We start from the raw sequence: 17,119 nt of genomic DNA, 5'->3' as shown, positions 1-17,119 counted from the left end.
GTTGTAGTTTAGGATGATTATGTAGATTTTAGGATAGTTATTCATTTTCCACCCTTACAAATATCTTTTTTAAATCCTCTACGAACTTTTTAGGTTCTTCTTTTATTACTTGTCTATAATACTCAAAATCTTTATATCTTTCTTCAAAATTTTCAAAACAATCTTTTATTATTATTTTTATTTACAATTTTAGTTATATTTTTAGGAATTCTTTTCGGTATTTTCATTTATAGCTACTATTAAATATTGTACCACTACAAATTCTTCAAGCAATCCCATAAACACTTTGTTAACGAGATTTCTCTTTAAGGGTAATTTATAAGTCACACGTTCAATTTTAAAACCGGTTTCATTAAATAAATTTATAATATTTTTTTTACAAAAAAATCTTAAATGTGTTTTGTCAAGAATTCCTCTTTCTACATATCGAAAATCCCCTTTAAGAAAAATAGTAAACATCGTTCTAATTTCTCTAATGTTAGGAATACTACTGATAATATAACCTCCGGACTTTAGATATTTTTTAAGTTTTTTAAGAGTACTCCAAGGGTCAATAAGATGCTCTAAAACATCGGCACATATAATTATATCAAAAAAATTAGTGGGGAATGGTAGGTTTTCTGGTTCCTCTATATCACAACATATAAAATCATCTAAGTTCTGTTTCTGACCCATATCGACTATATCTATACCTACCACATAATCTGCCTTTTTTAGTTTTTTAAGTTCTACTAATGTGGCTCCATAACCACAACCTATTTCCAAAATCTTATTATTTGGATTTCTAGGGATTAACTCTATAATATCGTAACGGATATTCGTGTAATAGTCCTTCTGCTTTTCAGTATAAAGATTAATCTTTTTCCTGTCCATATTTCCCTCCTTTTAACAAACTTATCAAATACTTAAGACATATATTGTCCAATGCATACCAATATAACATCAGTGTAACAAATGTCTCAGTAACAATTACAGATATACAAGAGCCTATATATGAAAAATAGGGAACTAACATAAAATTTAACAATAAGTCTAAAAACCCTCCAAGAATTACCGCTCTTGTAAACAAGAAATCTTTCCTTTTTCCCAACAATATATGAACTGCAGGGACATTTACTCCAATAACAAGAGGTACAAGTGCAAGCAACTTGATACTTAGTGATGTTTGATATAAACTTTGCCCAGCTAAGATTTTCGTTATAAAATCAGAAAAAAATATCAACATAAAACCTATTATAGACGTATATAGAGCTATTATTATTCCAATCTTTCTCAAAAAACTATTAGCAGTTCCTCTCGGGATCTGCCTCGCAGTATAAGGATAAATAGATTGTGAGATAATACTATTTAAAGAATTAATCGTATCCATCAATCTTTTAGCAATTGAGAAATATCCTACAGTAGTATTATCTGAAAATATACCGAGAACCAACACACTATTCATTTTATACATGTTAATACCTATTGTAGAAACAAATATATGCCACCCCTCTTTTAGCTGATATTTTAGCTTTTCAAGTCCTGTAAAATAAAACTTTATATTGAAATCCTTGAATATAATCCACAAAGCCAAAACACCAGCAACTATAAACCCAAGAGAGTTTATAAGAGGAACATAAATATAATCAGAAGCTTGACGAACAAAAGCAAAAATCGCAAGTGTAAATATCAGCTTTGCAAGAATATTTAAAAATGTTATATATTTCATTCTCTCCATTCCTTGAAAGAACCAAACAGGAAACAAAGTTTGCCCCACTACCATACCAAAAGTCAAATAATAAATGAGCCAATCTCTTTTAAACTTTTCAAAACTAAAAACAATAGCAGACATTATAATAAAAGACAGTAGTAAAAGACCAAATTTTATCAACATTACCGAGCTAAAAATTTCTGATACTTTATCTTTGTTTTCTCTATGTATAGCAATTTCCCTTGTAGCAGAAAGATTAAAGCCGTAATCAGTCAAGATATTAAAATACATTATAAAAGCCTGAGCAAAGGCAATAAGCCCAAATTTTTCAGGTCCTAAAACTCTTACTAAATAAGGCAAGGTAATCAAGGGGAAAATATAATTTGCAGCCTGAAGTGTACTTAAAGAAAGGAAATTAGAAAAAAGTCTTTTTTTATCATCTGATATAACTTTTATAAAATTTATATGTGTCTTTGAAAAATCAAATCCCCTCATTTCCCTAAATTTCATAATAGATTGATTTCTAACTCCTCTTTCCACTTCCTTATCTCAATTCCCAAATCTTTACAGATTTTTTCACAACTCATCACCGACCACCTTGGTCTTTTTGCAGGAAGATTAAAGTCTGCCTGATAGGCAGGAAGTATTAGCTTTTTAATACCCTTTATTCTGAAATATTCCTTTGCCCATTCATAGCGAGAAGCATAGCCAGAATTGACAAGATGGTATAATCCTGTAAGTCCCTCTTCAATTGCCTTCATTGTTACCTCAACTATCGTCCTTGTTGAAGTTGGCACAGAAAACTCATCTACCGCAATCTTTAAATATTCCCTTTCCTTTGCCCACTCTTCAAGCTTATAAAGAAAATTCTGTTTTCCCTCACCATAGACCCAACTTGTTCTGAAAATAAGATAATTTTCAAGAATTCTCTGAAGGAAAAATTCTCCAAAAAGTTTACTTCTACCATATTCATTTATTGGATTAGGTTTGTCATCTTCAGTATAAAAACCCTCTTTTGTTCCATCAAATACATAATCAGTAGAAAAATGAATTAAAAAAGCATTAATTTCTTTGCATGCAAAAGCTAAGTTAGCAACACCAAAGGTATTTACCGCAATTGCATCTTCACGAAAAGACTCTGCCTTATCAACAAGATTATAGGCTGCGCAGTTAATTACTATATTAGGTCTTAGCTCCTTGAGGATTTTAAAGACCTTGTTTGTATCTCTTATGTCAAGCTCTTCTTTTGAAAATGCTATAAAATCTATAGATTTGTCTGTAAGGTGTTTTATAAATTCCTTTGCAAGTTGACCTTTTGAACCTGTTATCAAAACTTTCATGTCTTTTCACCTCTCATATCATAACACCTTCTTGAATCAGCTTCTTATACCATTCAACCGTTATGGTTTTTGGGTCTTCTGGATCAAGCTTTCCTTCCTTTAAGGCATTCCATATTTCTACGGCTCCAAGCTCGGCATTATAATCGGGTGTGAAGCCTAACTTATTTTTTATTTTTTGAAAACTTACTCTATAGCTCCTGTGATCAGGAAGACCATACCATTCATACTCAAAGGGTATGCCTATTGCCTCTGCCACCCTTTTTGCAAGGTTAAAAATCTGGTAATTCTGCTCGTCAGAACCTACATTAAATATCTCTCTGTTTACAAGCTCTGAAGAAGCATTAAGGGTAAGGAAGATAGCCTTACATACATCCTTTGCATGAACAAAGGGTCTCCATTGAGTGCCATCTCTGAGTATGGGAATTTTTCCATTTTTAAAAAAGCCTCTTACCATGCCGTTAATGGCTAGGTCAAACCTCATTCTGGGTGAATAGCCATATACAGTGGCAAATCTTAGTATAACCACTGTAAAGCTATCATCTGCCAGAGGTAAAATCTCTTCTTCAGCTTTAAGGTTTGCCTTTGCGTAGGTTGTCAAAGGGTTTAAAGGTGAGTTTTCATCCACTATACTGTCCTGAAAACCATAAACACTGCAAGAGGAAGGGAAAATGTAGCGTTTTACTCCCATAAGTTTTGATATAACTGCTACTCTAAACCTGCCAAGATAATTAATGGACCATGTTTTTACAGGGTCAAGCTCTCCGGTTGGGTCGTTAGAAAGTGCTGCAAGGTCTATAACCGCATCTACATCTTCCAGAAGTTTTCTATCAAAAAACCTTATATCATCTTCAACTATAATAAGCTTATCGTTATCTTGAGGTAGTTTATCCTTTCCAAAGAAAAATCTATCAAGCGCTATAACATTGTAACCTTTTTCAAGCAAGTAAGGAACCAATACGGACCCTATGTATCCTCCTGCACCGGTTACTAAAATTCTTTCAATCATTGCCTTTTTCCTCCTTGTATATGAAGTTTATTTCACCTATTATATCCCTCAAAAAGGGAGCGTTTTTGTCCTTTTCTGACAAAATGGGTTCTCTGATGGGCCAATCTATTCCTATATCTGGGTCGTTCCATCTTATAGACCTATCATGTTCTGGAGAATAATACTCATCCACCTTGTAAAGGATTTCTGTATTTGGTACTAAAGTGAGTATAGCATGCCCAAATCCCTTTGGGACAACTATTTGCCTTTTGTTATATTCGCTCAGGATAACACCTATCCACTTAAGAAAGGTGGGACTTCCCTTCCTTAAATCTACTACTACATCATATATAGCTCCTTTTAGGCACCTTACCACTTTGGTCTGAGCTTTTGGTTCAAGCTGGAAATGGATGCCTCGTAAAACGCTCGGTTGAATACTAAGAGAATGATTGTCTTGCACAAAATTAAAGTATAATCCCAATTCTTCAAAATCTCTTTTGTTGTAGCTTTCCATGAAAAAGCCTCTGTGGTCTTCAAAAACGGTAGGCTCAAGAATGTAAACTCCGGGTAAAAGGGTTTCAAGCTTTCTGAATTTTCCCATTTTGACAACCTCCCAAAATGTAATTTTCTACAATATACCTTGTAAATGGAAAGCTTGCAGTAAAGGCGGGAGATATGGCATTTAATACATGAATGCTGCTTTTATCATATTCTATAACAAAATCATGAACAAGTTCTAAAGAATTTATATCAATAAGTTGAGCCCTTATTCCAGGTCTGCTCCAAGTATAATGTCCATTTTTCGGAAAATATCTTACAAGTTTTGATGCTTCTATGAGCATATAACCTTTTATATACTTCTTTATCTCTTGAAAAGCAACATCTCTAAATTTTGAATTCTTGAAAAAAAGGAGACTTTCCCACTTTAAAATCTCTAAAAATTCTAAAAGATTGAACTTTTTAAAGCCATCGTAGTTTTCTCTCCAGAAGCATGGAGTTGCAGTGGGTCCTACTTTAATTTTTCCATCAACTTTAATCGTGAAATGCACACCTAAAAAAGGATTTTTTAAGTTGGGCACAGGGTATATATTTCTTTTAATAAATGTTTCTGCACCTTTATACTCAAGGTAAAGACCTTTAAAGGGCACAAGAATATAGTTTCTTGAATGTCCAAACTCTTTTGCTATTTTATCCGCATATAGACCCGCACAGTTTATTATTTTTTCAGCTTCAAAGATAATGTCTTTTGCCATTAAAGAATTCTCATCAAGCCTTTTTTGAAACGGAGTGTTAAAAAGTATTCTAACTTCCATCTCTTCAAGGTCAGTCTTCAAAGAACTTAGTACCTCTAAAGGGTCAACGGTAGAAGTTTTTGGGCTCCATAGTGCAAACTTGTAAGTTTTAGCATTAGGTTCTAATTCTTTTAATTCCTTTTCATCAATAACATAAAGTTCTACCCCGTTTACATCTCCTCTTCTTTTTAATTCAAATAGTGTTTCCAGATCTTCCTCACACTTTGCAACCACTACCTTGCCACATTTATTAATTTTTAATCCCTTTTCTTCACAATATTTTGTTAACTCTTCATTTCCCTGTCTTGTAAACTTTGCTTTTAGAGAATCTGGATAATAATAAAATCCAGCATGTAGGACTCCACTATTTCTCCCACTTGCATGTTTCCCAAGATTTTCCTCTTTTTCAATTATTAAAATGCTTTGATTAGGAAATCTTTTTCTTAAGTTATAAGCCAAGCTTAAACCTATTATACCCGCTCCAATGATAAGAAAATCAGTTTTAATTATACCCATATTCCTCTTCAACCTTAAACTCAAAATTCATAAAATCTCCCCTTTTGCAACTTTTTCCAGATATTTTTAGTTTAACATTTAACTTACTTATATACTTCTCCCCTAAAATCAACCCTTTCAATAAAAAGGATTCTTTCTTCTACATCCAACTTTAAAATTATTCTGCTTCTGCCTTTTCTCAGTCTATAATATCCTTCCTACTTGTCATAGAGCTTTTTAACATCAATATTAACCTTTTCACCCTTTAATTTTGTCGAAAAATTTTTAACTTCTTCTTTAATTTTATTCCAAACATTATTTTTTTCTATAAATTTTAAAGCCTCTTTTGAATATACTATTTTCCACTTCATACTTCAATTTCTTCTATAAATTCTATCTCTCTATCTTTTACTGGTTCGCCATAAAGTTCTTCTATATCCTGCATTTCTTCTTTAGATACAAGAGGTAAATTTTGTAAGTATAGCTTCAACATTTCTTCTTGTAAAGCTTCTTTCACAGCCTTTTTTATTAGCTGATAAAATTTTTCTGAATCTAACATTAATTGCATTTCTAACACCCCCCTATTTTAAAAATTAAATTTGTCATAAAATCTCTCCCATGGCAAGCTTTTCCAAATATTTTCCGTATTCAGTTTTCTTCAAGGGCTTTGCAAGTTCAAGAAGTTCTTCCTTTGTTATCCAGCCATTTCTGTAAGCTATCTCCTCAATGCAACCTATCATAAGCCCTGTCTTTTTTTCTATGGTTGCAACAAACTCTCCTGCTTCAAGGAAACTATCATGAGTCCCCGCATCAAACCAAGCAAATCCTCTTCCAAGAAGCTTTACCTTTAACTCTCCCCTCTTTAAATACTCATTATTTATAGAAGTAATCTCAAGCTCTCCTCTTCCTGAAGGCTTAATACTTTTTGCAATCTCAACAGCCTTTTTATCATAAAAATACATTCCAACCACAGCATAATTGGACTTTGGCCTTTTAGGTTTCTCTTCTATAGAGAGAACTCTACCTTCTTTATCAAATTCAACAATTCCGAATCTTTCAGGGTCAGAAACATAATATCCAAAAACAAAGGCGCCTCCTTTTTCCTCAACCTCTTTTTTTGCCGATTCCATAACCTTTGGAAGGTCATGCCCAAAGAAGATATTGTCTCCAAGAAGATAGAGCACACAATCGTTTTTTATGTAAGGTTCAGCGAGGATTAAGCCTTCTGCAATACCTTTTGGTTTTTCCTGAATAACCCAGTCTATTTTCATACCAAGTTTTTCTCCGTGATTGAAAATTTTCTTATATAACGGTTCATCTTCTGGATTAATTACAAATATAACTTCTCTGATTTTTATAAGCATGGCAAGGGAAAGAGGATAATAAATCATAGGCTTGTTGTAAAGAGGAAGAAGATGCTTATTGATAACCTGTGTAACTGGATATAGTCTCGTTCCAGAGCCACCTACAAGAATTACTGCTTTCATTTTATGAGTATTTTTATATTTTTAATATTTCCCAACATAGTTAATCAATTTCTCAGTAACAAAAGTTGTATTCTCTCAGGATTTTTCTATTTTCGCTCAATATTTTTTCTTTGTCAACTAATTCTATCATCCGTCGCCTTCCCCTTTTTTGTAATTCAACACATACCTTTTCATTCTGCAACTGCCCATACTTTGTCATTCAAAGCCTTTTTCCTTTGTCATTCCGAGCTTGCCCATACTCTGTCATTCCGAGGAGCGTTAGCGACGAGGAATCTCCTCCTTATAATAGAGATTGCCACGCCTTCGGCTCGCAATGACAGAAAAGAGGTGTCATTCCATGTCTTTTCCTTTGTCATTCCGAGCGTTAGCGAGGAATCCCCCTCTTTCTCACTATTTCAGAGATTCCTCGGGTGGAATGCCACCCTCGGAATGACAGAATAATATAATACCACCTTCTGAATGACCTTTCAACTTGTCATCCCGAGCTTCTTTGTCATTCCGAGGAGCGTTAGCGACGAGGAATCTCCTCCTTATAATAGAGATTGCCACGCCTTCGGCTCGCAATGACAGAAAAGAGGTGTCATTCCATGTCTTTTCCTTTGTCATTCCGAGCGTTAGCGAGGAATCCCCCTCTTTCTCACTATTTCAGAGATTCCTCGGGTGGAATGCCACCCTCGGAATGACAGAATAATATAATACCACCTTCTGAATGACCTTTCAACTTGTCATCCCGAGCTTCTTTGTCATTCCGAGGAGCGTTAGCGACGAGGAATCTCCTCCTTATAATAGAGATTGCCACGCCTTCGGCTCGCAATGACAGAAAAGAGGTGTCATTCCATGTCTTTTCCTTTGTCATTCCGAGCGTTAAGCGAGGGATCCCCCTCTTTCTCACTATTTCAGAGATTCCTCGGGTGGAATGCCACCCTCGGAATGACAATGAAAATGGCATTAAGCCCCTCGCAATGATAAAAAAAGAAGTTCTGGATGACAGAAAGAGATGCTCGCAATGACAGAGTAAAAATTGCCATTCCGAGCCTTTTCTTGTCATTCCGCCTTTTTTTGTCATTTCGATATTTCAGTTTGTCATTCCGAGCGAAGCGAGGAATCTCCTCCGCTTTAAATGATCGGTGAAAGCGAAATAGTTCACTATCTTAGCTTCTTTTCCCATTCATAGGCGGTTTTTATAATGTAGTGAAGGTCATCGTATCGGGGAGTCCATCCAAGTGTGCTTTTCAGTTTTTTGCTTTCTGCTACAAGTTCTGGTGGGTCTCCATCCCTGCGTCCTGTTTCTATTACTTTAAAATCAACGCCTGTTACTTTTTTTGTTGCCTCAACAACCTCTTTAACAGAGTATCCATGTCCGTATCCGCAATTGAATATTTCGCTTTTACCACCCTGAAGTAAATAATCAAGCACAATTATGTGGGCATCTGCAAGGTCATCTACATGGATGTAGTCTCTTATACATGTGCCATCCTTTGTGGGATAGTCAGTTCCATATATTTCAAGATAGGGTCTTTTGCCAAGTGCTGTTTTTACTGCAACTGTTATGAGATGTGTAGCATCTTTTCTTCTCTGTCCCAATCTGCCAGAGCCATCAGCGCCCGCTACATTAAAGTAACGGAGAGATATATATCTGAAATCATTTGCCTGAGCCACTTCATGTAGCATCCTTTCCACCATCGCCTTTGAGTGTCCATAGGGATTTATAGGATTAAGCGGTGCATTCTCATTTACAGGGCATTTTTCAGGTATGCCATATACTGCTGCTGAGGATGAAAATATAAAGTTTTTCACACCATACTCAAGGCATGTCTCCACGAGATTAAGGGTATTGCAGAAGTTGTTTCTGTAGTATTTCACCGGTTCTTTTACTGATTCTGGTACCACTATGGAGGCTGCAAAATGCATTACTGCATTGGGTTTGTATTCTTTGATTGTCTGCTTAAGAGTTTCTCTATCTGATAAATCTGCAACCACAAGCTCTCCATAAAGCACTGCTTCAGGATGTCCATAGGAGAGGTTGTCGTAGGTGAGGACACTGTATCCCCTTTCGCCAAGCATTTTAACTACATGGCTTCCAATGTAACCTGCTCCGCCTGTGACAAGGACTTTAATTTTAGAGTTCATCTTTATCTCCTATGCAGTTTATCTAAAATTTTTATTGTCCCGTGCCAATTTTCCTCTCATTTCAAGTCCTTCAGCTATGCTCAGGTAACTCCGTGATAAATCTCCTCCGCTTTTTCTTTACTGAAAGACTTAGAAATTACTCGAGACTTAGAGATTCCTCGGGTGGAATGCCACCCTCGGAATGACAAAGTAAAGTTGGAATGCCACCCTCGGAATGACAGAATAATATAATACCACCTTCTGAATGACCTTTCAACTTGTCATCCCGAGCGTTTTTCCTTTGTCATCCCGAGGAGCGTTAGCGACGAGGAATCTCCTCCTTATAATAGAGATTGCCACGCCTTCGGCTCGCAATGACAGACTCGGATAGCAGAAGGGATTGCCACGCCTTCGGCTCGCAATGACAGAAAGAGAGGCTCGGGATGACAAAATAAGACGATAATCATAAGACGATGATACAATAAAATGATATATCATTTTCATTGAAAAACTTATGCTCTTACCACATTCGGATAAGCTCTTGACTTAATAAGATTTCGGGTATCTATGATTAGCTTTGAATTCTTCACAATAAAATCAGGGTCATAAGCACTGTGGTCAGTAATGATTACAACACAATCATATACGGATAGATTATCCTGCTTAAGATCAATGGATTTCTTACTGAATTTATACCTTCTTGTTTCAAGAAGTTCAGGTATGTAAGGGTCATTGTAGTCCACTGAAGCTCCTTTTTTCTCAAGAAGCTCCATTAGCTTTAGTGCTGGAGACTCTCTGGTGTCATCAACATCTTTCTTGTATGCTACTCCCAGTATGAGAATTTTTGCTCCTTTTATTGAAATCCCCCTATCGTTTAATGCCTGAATTATCTTTTCTAAAACATAGTATGTTATGTAGGTGTTAATCTCACCTGCAAGCTCAATAAACCGTGTATGAAAGTCATATTCACGGGCTTTCCATGTGAGATAAAAAGGATCAATAGGAATGCAATGCCCACCAAGTCCTGGTCCTGGATAAAATGGCTGAAATCCAAAAGGTTTTGTCTTAGCAGCCTCAATAACTTCCCAGATATCTATTCCCATACGGTCAAAGAGGATTTTTAATTCATTTACAAGAGCTATGTTTACAGCACGGTATATGTTTTCAAGGAGTTTCGTTGCCTCAGCAACCTTTGTGCTTGATACAGGAACTGTTTTAACAACTATCTGCTCATAAAGGGTTTTTGCCACCTCAAGACATTGAGGAGTAAAGCCTCCTACAACTTTTGGTAGTTTTGATGTGCTAAATTCTTTATTGCCAGGGTCTTCTCTTTCTGGTGAATAGGCAAGATAAAAATCAACACCAGCTTTAAGCCCTGAGGTTTCAAGAATTTTTCTCAGGTCTTCATCTGTTGTTCCAGGATATGTGGTTGACTCAAGAACAATAAGCTGTCCTCTTTTCATATATCTGGCAATGGTCTGTCCTGTATTGAAGACATAGGTTAAATCTGGTTCTCTATACTTATTCAATGGTGTGGGAACGCATATTATTATGCTGTCTGTTTCTGAAAGCTTTGAAAAATCAGTTGTAGGATGAAACCCTGGAAGAATTTCTGAGATGGTAGAGCTGTCAATGTGCTTTATATAACTTTTTCCCTGAGAAAGAAGATTTACTTTCTTTTCATCAATATCAAAGCCATAAACCTGAAAACCTGCTCTGCAGAACTCTATCACAAGTGGTAAACCCACATAGCCAAGTCCAATTATGCCTAATTTAGCCTGTTTTGTCTTTATTTTATTGATAAGTTCCATAGGCAGTCTCTGATAAATCTCTTTACCAATTCTTTTATATGTTGTTTGATATTGTCTTCAAGAAGTTCAATCAATCCCTGTTTTTCCAATTCATTTATCTATGCAGCAGTCAATACTTTATCTTCCAGTCTTTGAATTCTTAATCTCATATCATCAATAGCTTCTTTCTGAGATAAAGCTTTATTGAGGTCTCCTCTGATTTTAGATACTTCTAAAAATACTTCGTCAATTCTGGCATTAGTCTCGTCAATACGTTTGTTGGTCTCATCAATTCTTTGTGTGTTCATCATGATCTCTGTTTTTAGTTCTACCCTGAGTTCATCTATGCGTTTGTTGGTCTCATCTATGCGCTTATTCGTTTCATCAATCCTTTTGTTCATCTCGTCAATACGTTTGTTGGTCTCATCAATTCTTTGTGTGTTCATCATGATCTCTGTTTTTAGTTCTACCCTGAGTTCATCTATGCGTTTGTTGGTTTCATCTATGCGCTTATTGGTCTCATCAATAGCTCGTCTAATATCTTTAAGCTCACTCTCAATACTTGCCTGCCTTGATTCAATTGAACCCATTCTTGACTCAATTGAGTTCATCCTTGCATTAATTGATTCAATAGCAATTGCAAATCCCTGAAGCTGCCCCGTTACTGTTGCCTTAAAATCCCTTAACTCTTCCTTTATCTCTCCTAAAATCAAATCCTTTATCCTGTCTACTACCTTTTCCCACTCCATAAAATCCTCCAGAGCAGTTTTTTAATATTTTATATTATAAACAATTTTTACGGACTTAACTACACTATGGTATTAATTCAGGCTTTTTTCAATGCTCCGCCTTCTCAGTTACATAAGCACAAAGGCAAATGTAACCGAGCAGGCTAAAACTAAACCAGTTCTACTTCAGAGGCATCTATCCTAACACTTACAGACCTCTGAAGTATATGTATTGAAAGAATCAAATAATGCTGTTTTTCCTTTTTCTTAAGTATGCCAACAACTCCCTGAAGTGCACCACTTTTTATCCTTACTGTCTGCCCTTCTTTGAGGTATGGATATGGATCTATTTCTTTCTTGCTCTCTATTGCCTTTTTAAGGGGGTCTATCTCTTCATCTGGCACAGGTTCTGGCTCACCTGAAGGATTTTTAATAAAATTTACCACTCCAGGAGTTTTAAGAACCCTGAGCATTGATTCATAGCTTTTCTCAATGTATACGAATAGATAACCCGTGAAAAGCGGGAACTTGACAAGCTTTTTCCTGTCCTTCCACTTTCTCAGTCTTTCAACTGCTGGAAGAAATGCTTCTATCCCCGCCTTTTTAAGTCTTTCAAAAACCTTAAACTCATGCCTTGATTTCACATAAATCGCATACCACTGAAACACTAACTCTGCCATAGATAAAAAACTCTTGCATCAATGTTTTTTAACTCCGCAATCTCTTTTTCATCAAAGGTTGCAACAAGCACTGCATCAAAATCTATGTCTTTTATTTCCTCTTTTGTGTAAACAGTGTGGTTAAATATTTTTTTCTTATCTCCATTAAGGCTAACTACTCCAGCAATTTTTATTGGTAGCCCCATTGATGAAATTATGCACAGTTCTGCAAGCTCTCCACTGCCCCAGAGCACAACCCTTTTTATTCCTGATTCAATCATGGCTTTGTATGTCTGGTCTATTTTTTGTTTAATTTCTTTAAAATAGTTAAATGATCTTGCCATGTAGTTACAAGTAAGACGTGCCTTTTCCACAAACCCTTTTGGTGTTAGAATATACTTTATTCTTTTACCATCAAGGTTTTTAATCTTAATGCAACCCTTTTTGTAAAGTCTTTTTATGTATGAGTTTGTAAGTCCAAGAGCTATGCCAAGCTTTGATGCCAGGTCTCTCTGAGTAATTGCGGGATTTTCATGGATATACTCAAGAATCCGCATTGATATTTCTTCTGATGGATTTATTTTGTTCATATTTAGAACAATAACATTAAAGATTATTGAATGTCAAGTTTTTTTGTTAACCCAGATAGAAAATGTTATCGTATATTAGATCATGACTTATAATTTAACATACATGAGGAGAAGGGAGGACAGATTAGCAGGCGAGGAATCCCCTCTTTATAATAGGGATTGCACGCCTTAGGTTCGCAATGACAGATTCGGGTAGCATAAGGTATTGCAACGCCTTCGGCTAGCAATGACAGAAAGAAGGAGACACTGCCTTCGGCTCAGGATGACAAAGTGGGGTGCCATTCCGAGCTTTAGCGAAGGAATATTAAAAACAAATCGCTTTTTAAGTAGTCTTCACAATCCCTTGAAAATCCTATCGGGGCGAGCGGATTTGAACCACCGACCCCCTGCTCCCAAGGCGGGCTGAATAATAAAAAGTGGCTTGTATGCTTGATTTGTCAAAGTGATTTTTTCAACTTTTTATGCCTTTTATGACAATTTTATTACAATAACCCAACACTCTTTAGTATCTCTGCCACTTTTGAGTCAACCTTTGCTATCTCTTTCAAAGCTTTCTCTATCCTGTCTTGTCTTTCCTCCAGTTCTTTGTTTTTTCTCAAAGCTGGTTGGAGTGCTGTTCTACGATCCCAGATAACAAAACCAATTACTCCTATAGTTTGGGCAACTACTACACCAATAAGAACATAGATAAGCTGTTGTAAGCTGTCAATCCTTTGGTTTACTGCTTTAAGCCCTTCTTCAATCTTAACTTCAAGCCTTATAAGCCTGTCTCTGTCATCTTGAGTAAATGGAACTTCCTTTGCAAAAGAGACTACTGCTGTAAGTAAACTCAAAAGAATTGAGGTTACAATTAGTACTTTTTTCATACTTAATTTTATATTACTACAAAGGAAAAATCAATAGATGAGATTTTTTAAAGAGAAGTTAATCCAAGATTTTACCCAAACCCTCATCTGTTAAAATAAAAATAAACAGAGGCTGTTTAATATGAATAAAGGGTTATTTTGTCATTCCGAGGGGCTCAATGCCATTTTCATTGTCATTTCCGAGGGTGGTATCCCACCCGAGGAATCTCTGAGTCTTCCGATGCTGAAAAAAGTGGAGGAGATTCCTCGCCTGCCTCTGGCAGGCTCGGAATGACAGGGAAAAAGACTTGGAATGAAGAGTAGAGGTAATTGAAAATTAAAGAAACTTGCAAATTCTTGATTTTCAAAAACTTGTAAGTTTTTGAACAGTCTCATAAACAAGGAGGGAAAATATGAAAATTAAGCTTTTGCTTTTCTTGGGTTTATGTTTATTCCTGTCTGCGTGTGGTCCTATACAGCATTCTGATTTAAACAAAGCATTACTTCCTGAAGATAGCAACATTGAGTGCCAGGACAGAGAATGCTACATAAAAACATTAGGACTTGATAAAAATCCTGAAAATCCCTTAACAGCTATAGTAGCTCTTCCTTATAATAAGGAAGTAGAGTTAAATGTTTGGGTTTTTACTCCTTTTGTAAAAAGCAAAAAAGGTGATATAGAGCTTTGCATAGCAAAAGCATTAAAACAGGTTATCCCTCAATCAGCAGTGTATTTTGAATATAAACCAGATGCGGTTGTAGTATATGAAATCAATAGAGTATTTATGAGCGGTGATGGAGCTTTAATAAGAAGGTCAACGTTAACTTCGAGGAAGTGTAGTTGGTTTACAGAAATATACGGCAAGCTTACATTTACGAAAAACAATAAGACTATAGAACTTAACGGAGCAGGAGCAAAACCTGGTCTGATGAGATGGGGAGACCCGTATTATACTACGTGGAATGCGTGTCTTGATGTGGCAAACAATATTTCAGACGTGCTTATTAAAGAAGGATACATTAAAGAGTCTGACGTTAAAAAAGCTCAGGTAGAAAAATAAAAGGGAGAGTAAAAACTCTCCCTTTGTTTTATTTCGTAGTAAATGGATATTTATACTTCAGTAGTTCCTGACTTGCATGATGAAACATTTCGTTGAAGATGCTCCAGTATCTTGGGTCACTTGCATGAATTTGAACTATTGCATCGCCTGTTGAGCACTGATCAGCATTGGATATACTACCGCATAAAACTGCTTTTCGCATGTCTATTCTTGATACAAATACTCCTACGCCACCAGGAGTATTTTGCACATTAGGGCTAAGCCACTTGTTAAAAATTTCATCAGCAACTCTTTTGGCATCGCCACTGTATGCCTGAGATGGGTCAAGTTGATATTTGGAATAAACAAACGGAGTAAAGTGTGCGGTAGTAGACGTCGTAGGAGAAAATCCACTTGCCATAAGTCCACCTACTCCGCCAATTGCACCACCTCCTAAAATAATTGCTATTTCTCCTAACCCCGCTAGTGCTCCTAATCCTCCAGTTAGGAGCCCTAATAATGTTCCTCCCAGAAATACCGCCAAACCTGTCCAGCCTTTTTTGGTTTGACTCCATTGATATACCAGTGTTTCGTCTATAGGAAATGTGTGGTTGCCTTTTACTTTTATAAAGTCATACGAAGTGCTTCTTATTGAGTTTCCCGGGTTTAACTGGAATTCACCGTAGCTTTGACTTACTCTGTGTGGAAATACCATGTAGTATTCAGGATACACAAAATACTTTACCGTAGTCGTTACTGCAGGATTACCTACAAGAAGTCTTATCGATGCAGTAGGATTGTATGTTGCACTCTGAGCAATTGTTTTGTCATATCCAGCGTCAAGGTATTCTTTTACTTTTGCATCATATTGCATAAATTGCTTTTCAATTTCATTTAAGATGTCAACTCCAGGACTTTGAACTGTTCCAAGTGGAAATTTACTCGCCTTCTGAGCTTCACAGGTTGCATTTTGGTTTGGATTCCAGTTAAGAAATGCAAAATTGTACAAAGATGGTCCAAGAAAGTGTTTAAAGTCTCTTGGCGTTATTCTTTGTATTTCCCCTCTTATCCACGGTCCAGCTTGCCAAATACGCATGAGAAATATTGTACCTTTTGCTTTCTCCCTTTCGTATTTTGCCAAAATCAATGGAGATGGGTCAGAAGGAAGTTCAATTGTTGTGGATATTTGACTTGCAGGTATTTGAAAATAAACCGCTTCTTCCTTGCCTGCTTGTCGAATAAAACTAAATATATCAATAAATCCAGGTTGTGATAGATCAGTTGCTTGAGGTAAAGTATCAGCATATGCTTTTGTCTCAATCATTGGAGTTACAAGAAGCATAGATACAATGATTGGGAATAATATCAAAAAAAGCTTTTTCACTTTTACCCCTGCTCCTGCACCTTCATAGTGTTGTTGCTGAAGCTGCCAGCATGCCATTGTAAAAAGCATTAATACCGCCAAGACTAAACAGATTACTTTCAGTTTGTTACCTCCTTTCTATTTTTTCTCTCTATAAGATATATGCACTCTCTAAATGCATATATAAGTTAGAGAACAAAAAAAAGAAAGGGGGTGAGAAAGTGAAAAAGTTCGCTTTCGTTGTGTTGCTTATTTTTGTTTTGCCAGTTTTTGCACATGCAGAACAGAAAGACCACAAATGCAAGATAGTTGCTTATGGGAGCTCTACTTTCATGCCACCACAAAGATTTCTGAAGTTGAGTTTACCACAACAGACATTGAGAAAACCATCCAGGACTTTCCGAAATTGATTAAGCAGTATAAGAAAGAACTACTTCAGAATGCGGAAAAAGGATTACTGGCTTTATATGCAGTTACAAATTTTGAAACACTCAATAAAAAGAAAACGGCCGAAAAATATGAGCTGATTTATGAAGATGAAAATGAAAATGCAGAATATCAAATTCACGTTGAAATGGCAGCGTATAATACCATCTCAAAATAGAATTAATCATTAATCAAACATGAGATCGGCAGATGTGTATCTGCCGACCTTCTGACATTCATTTAAACGGCTTTTAAGAGGTTTTTTCTGGGACGATTTATC

Annotated in this window: 18 protein-coding genes; 2 read left to right on the top strand and 16 right to left on the bottom strand. The window is 36.0% G+C overall.

The features are described 5' to 3' along the window. Positions 1-201: 201 nt before the first annotated feature. The 15 genes from V4D30_RS01290 to V4D30_RS01220 form a co-directional block, all read right to left on the bottom strand. Entirely contained in the window at positions 202-873 is a 672-nt protein-coding gene (locus tag V4D30_RS01290) for a methyltransferase domain-containing protein (RefSeq protein ID WP_353684451.1), read from the bottom strand. Continuing rightward, entirely contained in the window at positions 854-2,230 is a 1,377-nt protein-coding gene (locus V4D30_RS01285) for a flippase (RefSeq protein ID WP_353684450.1), read from the bottom strand. The genes V4D30_RS01290 and V4D30_RS01285 overlap by 20 nt, the downstream gene beginning before the upstream one ends. Continuing rightward, positions 2,197-3,030, bottom strand: coding sequence for a dTDP-4-dehydrorhamnose reductase (rfbD, locus tag V4D30_RS01280; protein ID WP_353684449.1), 834 nt, complete (start codon positions 3,028-3,030; stop codon positions 2,197-2,199). The genes V4D30_RS01285 and rfbD overlap by 34 nt, the downstream gene beginning before the upstream one ends. Before the next feature lie 13 nt (positions 3,031-3,043). Beyond that, complete coding sequence (locus V4D30_RS01275) at positions 3,044-4,036, bottom strand: SDR family oxidoreductase (RefSeq protein WP_353684448.1); 993 nt, start codon at positions 4,034-4,036, stop codon at positions 3,044-3,046. Next, positions 4,029-4,616 carry a dTDP-4-dehydrorhamnose 3,5-epimerase gene (gene rfbC / locus V4D30_RS01270; protein ID WP_353684447.1) on the bottom strand — a complete coding sequence of 196 codons (588 nt, stop codon included), beginning with the start codon at positions 4,614-4,616 and terminating at the stop codon, positions 4,029-4,031. The genes V4D30_RS01275 and rfbC overlap by 8 nt, the downstream gene beginning before the upstream one ends. Next, a complete protein-coding gene (gene lhgO / locus V4D30_RS01265) occupies positions 4,594-5,823 on the bottom strand; it encodes an L-2-hydroxyglutarate oxidase (protein WP_353684446.1) in 1,230 nt (409 codons plus the stop codon). Before lhgO ends, rfbC begins: the two co-directional genes overlap by 23 nt. A gap of 197 nt (positions 5,824-6,020) precedes the next feature. Next, positions 6,021-6,173: a hypothetical protein gene (locus tag V4D30_RS01260; protein WP_353684445.1), complete on the bottom strand. Its 153-nt coding sequence runs from the start codon at positions 6,171-6,173 to the stop codon at positions 6,021-6,023. Then, a complete protein-coding gene (locus V4D30_RS01255) occupies positions 6,170-6,370 on the bottom strand; it encodes a hypothetical protein (RefSeq protein WP_353684444.1) in 201 nt (66 codons plus the stop codon). Before V4D30_RS01255 ends, V4D30_RS01260 begins: the two co-directional genes overlap by 4 nt. Positions 6,371-6,404: 34 nt before the next feature. Further along, positions 6,405-7,289, bottom strand: a complete 885-nt coding sequence (gene rfbA, locus V4D30_RS01250) for a glucose-1-phosphate thymidylyltransferase RfbA (protein WP_353684443.1) — start codon at positions 7,287-7,289, stop codon at positions 6,405-6,407. A 1,146-nt stretch (positions 7,290-8,435) separates the two neighbouring features. Then, positions 8,436-9,419, bottom strand: coding sequence for a UDP-glucose 4-epimerase GalE (gene galE, locus V4D30_RS01245; protein WP_353684442.1), 984 nt, complete (start codon positions 9,417-9,419; stop codon positions 8,436-8,438). A gap of 491 nt (positions 9,420-9,910) precedes the next feature. Next, positions 9,911-11,209, bottom strand: a complete 1,299-nt coding sequence (locus tag V4D30_RS01240) for a nucleotide sugar dehydrogenase (protein ID WP_353684441.1) — start codon at positions 11,207-11,209, stop codon at positions 9,911-9,913. A 98-nt stretch (positions 11,210-11,307) separates the two neighbouring features. Then, positions 11,308-11,937: a hypothetical protein gene (locus V4D30_RS01235; protein WP_353684440.1), complete on the bottom strand. Its 630-nt coding sequence runs from the start codon at positions 11,935-11,937 to the stop codon at positions 11,308-11,310. Between the two features lie 149 nt (positions 11,938-12,086). Next, positions 12,087-12,596 carry a UpxY family transcription antiterminator gene (locus tag V4D30_RS01230; protein WP_353684439.1) on the bottom strand — a complete coding sequence of 170 codons (510 nt, stop codon included), beginning with the start codon at positions 12,594-12,596 and terminating at the stop codon, positions 12,087-12,089. Continuing rightward, entirely contained in the window at positions 12,584-13,165 is a 582-nt protein-coding gene (locus tag V4D30_RS01225; RefSeq protein ID WP_353684438.1) for a winged helix-turn-helix transcriptional regulator, read from the bottom strand. Before V4D30_RS01225 ends, V4D30_RS01230 begins: the two co-directional genes overlap by 13 nt. A 482-nt stretch (positions 13,166-13,647) precedes the next feature. Next, on the bottom strand, positions 13,648-14,031 hold the full coding sequence (locus V4D30_RS01220; RefSeq protein ID WP_353684437.1) for a hypothetical protein: 384 nt from the start codon (positions 14,029-14,031) through the stop codon (positions 13,648-13,650). A gap of 392 nt (positions 14,032-14,423) precedes the next feature. On the opposite strand from V4D30_RS01220, the gene V4D30_RS01215 reads away from it, so the two are divergent. Next, positions 14,424-15,071, top strand: a complete 648-nt coding sequence (locus V4D30_RS01215; RefSeq protein ID WP_353684436.1) for a hypothetical protein — start codon at positions 14,424-14,426, stop codon at positions 15,069-15,071. Between the two features lie 28 nt (positions 15,072-15,099). Here the strand turns inward: V4D30_RS01215 and V4D30_RS01210 are convergent, their stop codons facing one another. Continuing rightward, positions 15,100-16,503 carry a hypothetical protein gene (locus tag V4D30_RS01210; RefSeq protein ID WP_353684435.1) on the bottom strand — a complete coding sequence of 468 codons (1,404 nt, stop codon included), beginning with the start codon at positions 16,501-16,503 and terminating at the stop codon, positions 15,100-15,102. 208 nt (positions 16,504-16,711) lie between these two features. Between V4D30_RS01210 and V4D30_RS01205 the strand changes: the two genes are divergently transcribed. Further along, on the top strand, positions 16,712-17,017 hold the full coding sequence (locus V4D30_RS01205; protein WP_353684434.1) for a hypothetical protein: 306 nt from the start codon (positions 16,712-16,714) through the stop codon (positions 17,015-17,017). Positions 17,018-17,119: the final 102 nt, after the last annotated feature.

Source organism: Thermodesulfovibrio sp. 3907-1M, from assembly GCF_040450955.1.
Lineage (GTDB): Bacteria > Nitrospirota > Thermodesulfovibrionia > Thermodesulfovibrionales > Thermodesulfovibrionaceae > Thermodesulfovibrio > Thermodesulfovibrio autotrophicus.
The sequence above is the reverse complement of the archived record's forward strand: the minus strand, read 5'-3'. Positions and strand labels throughout refer to the sequence as shown.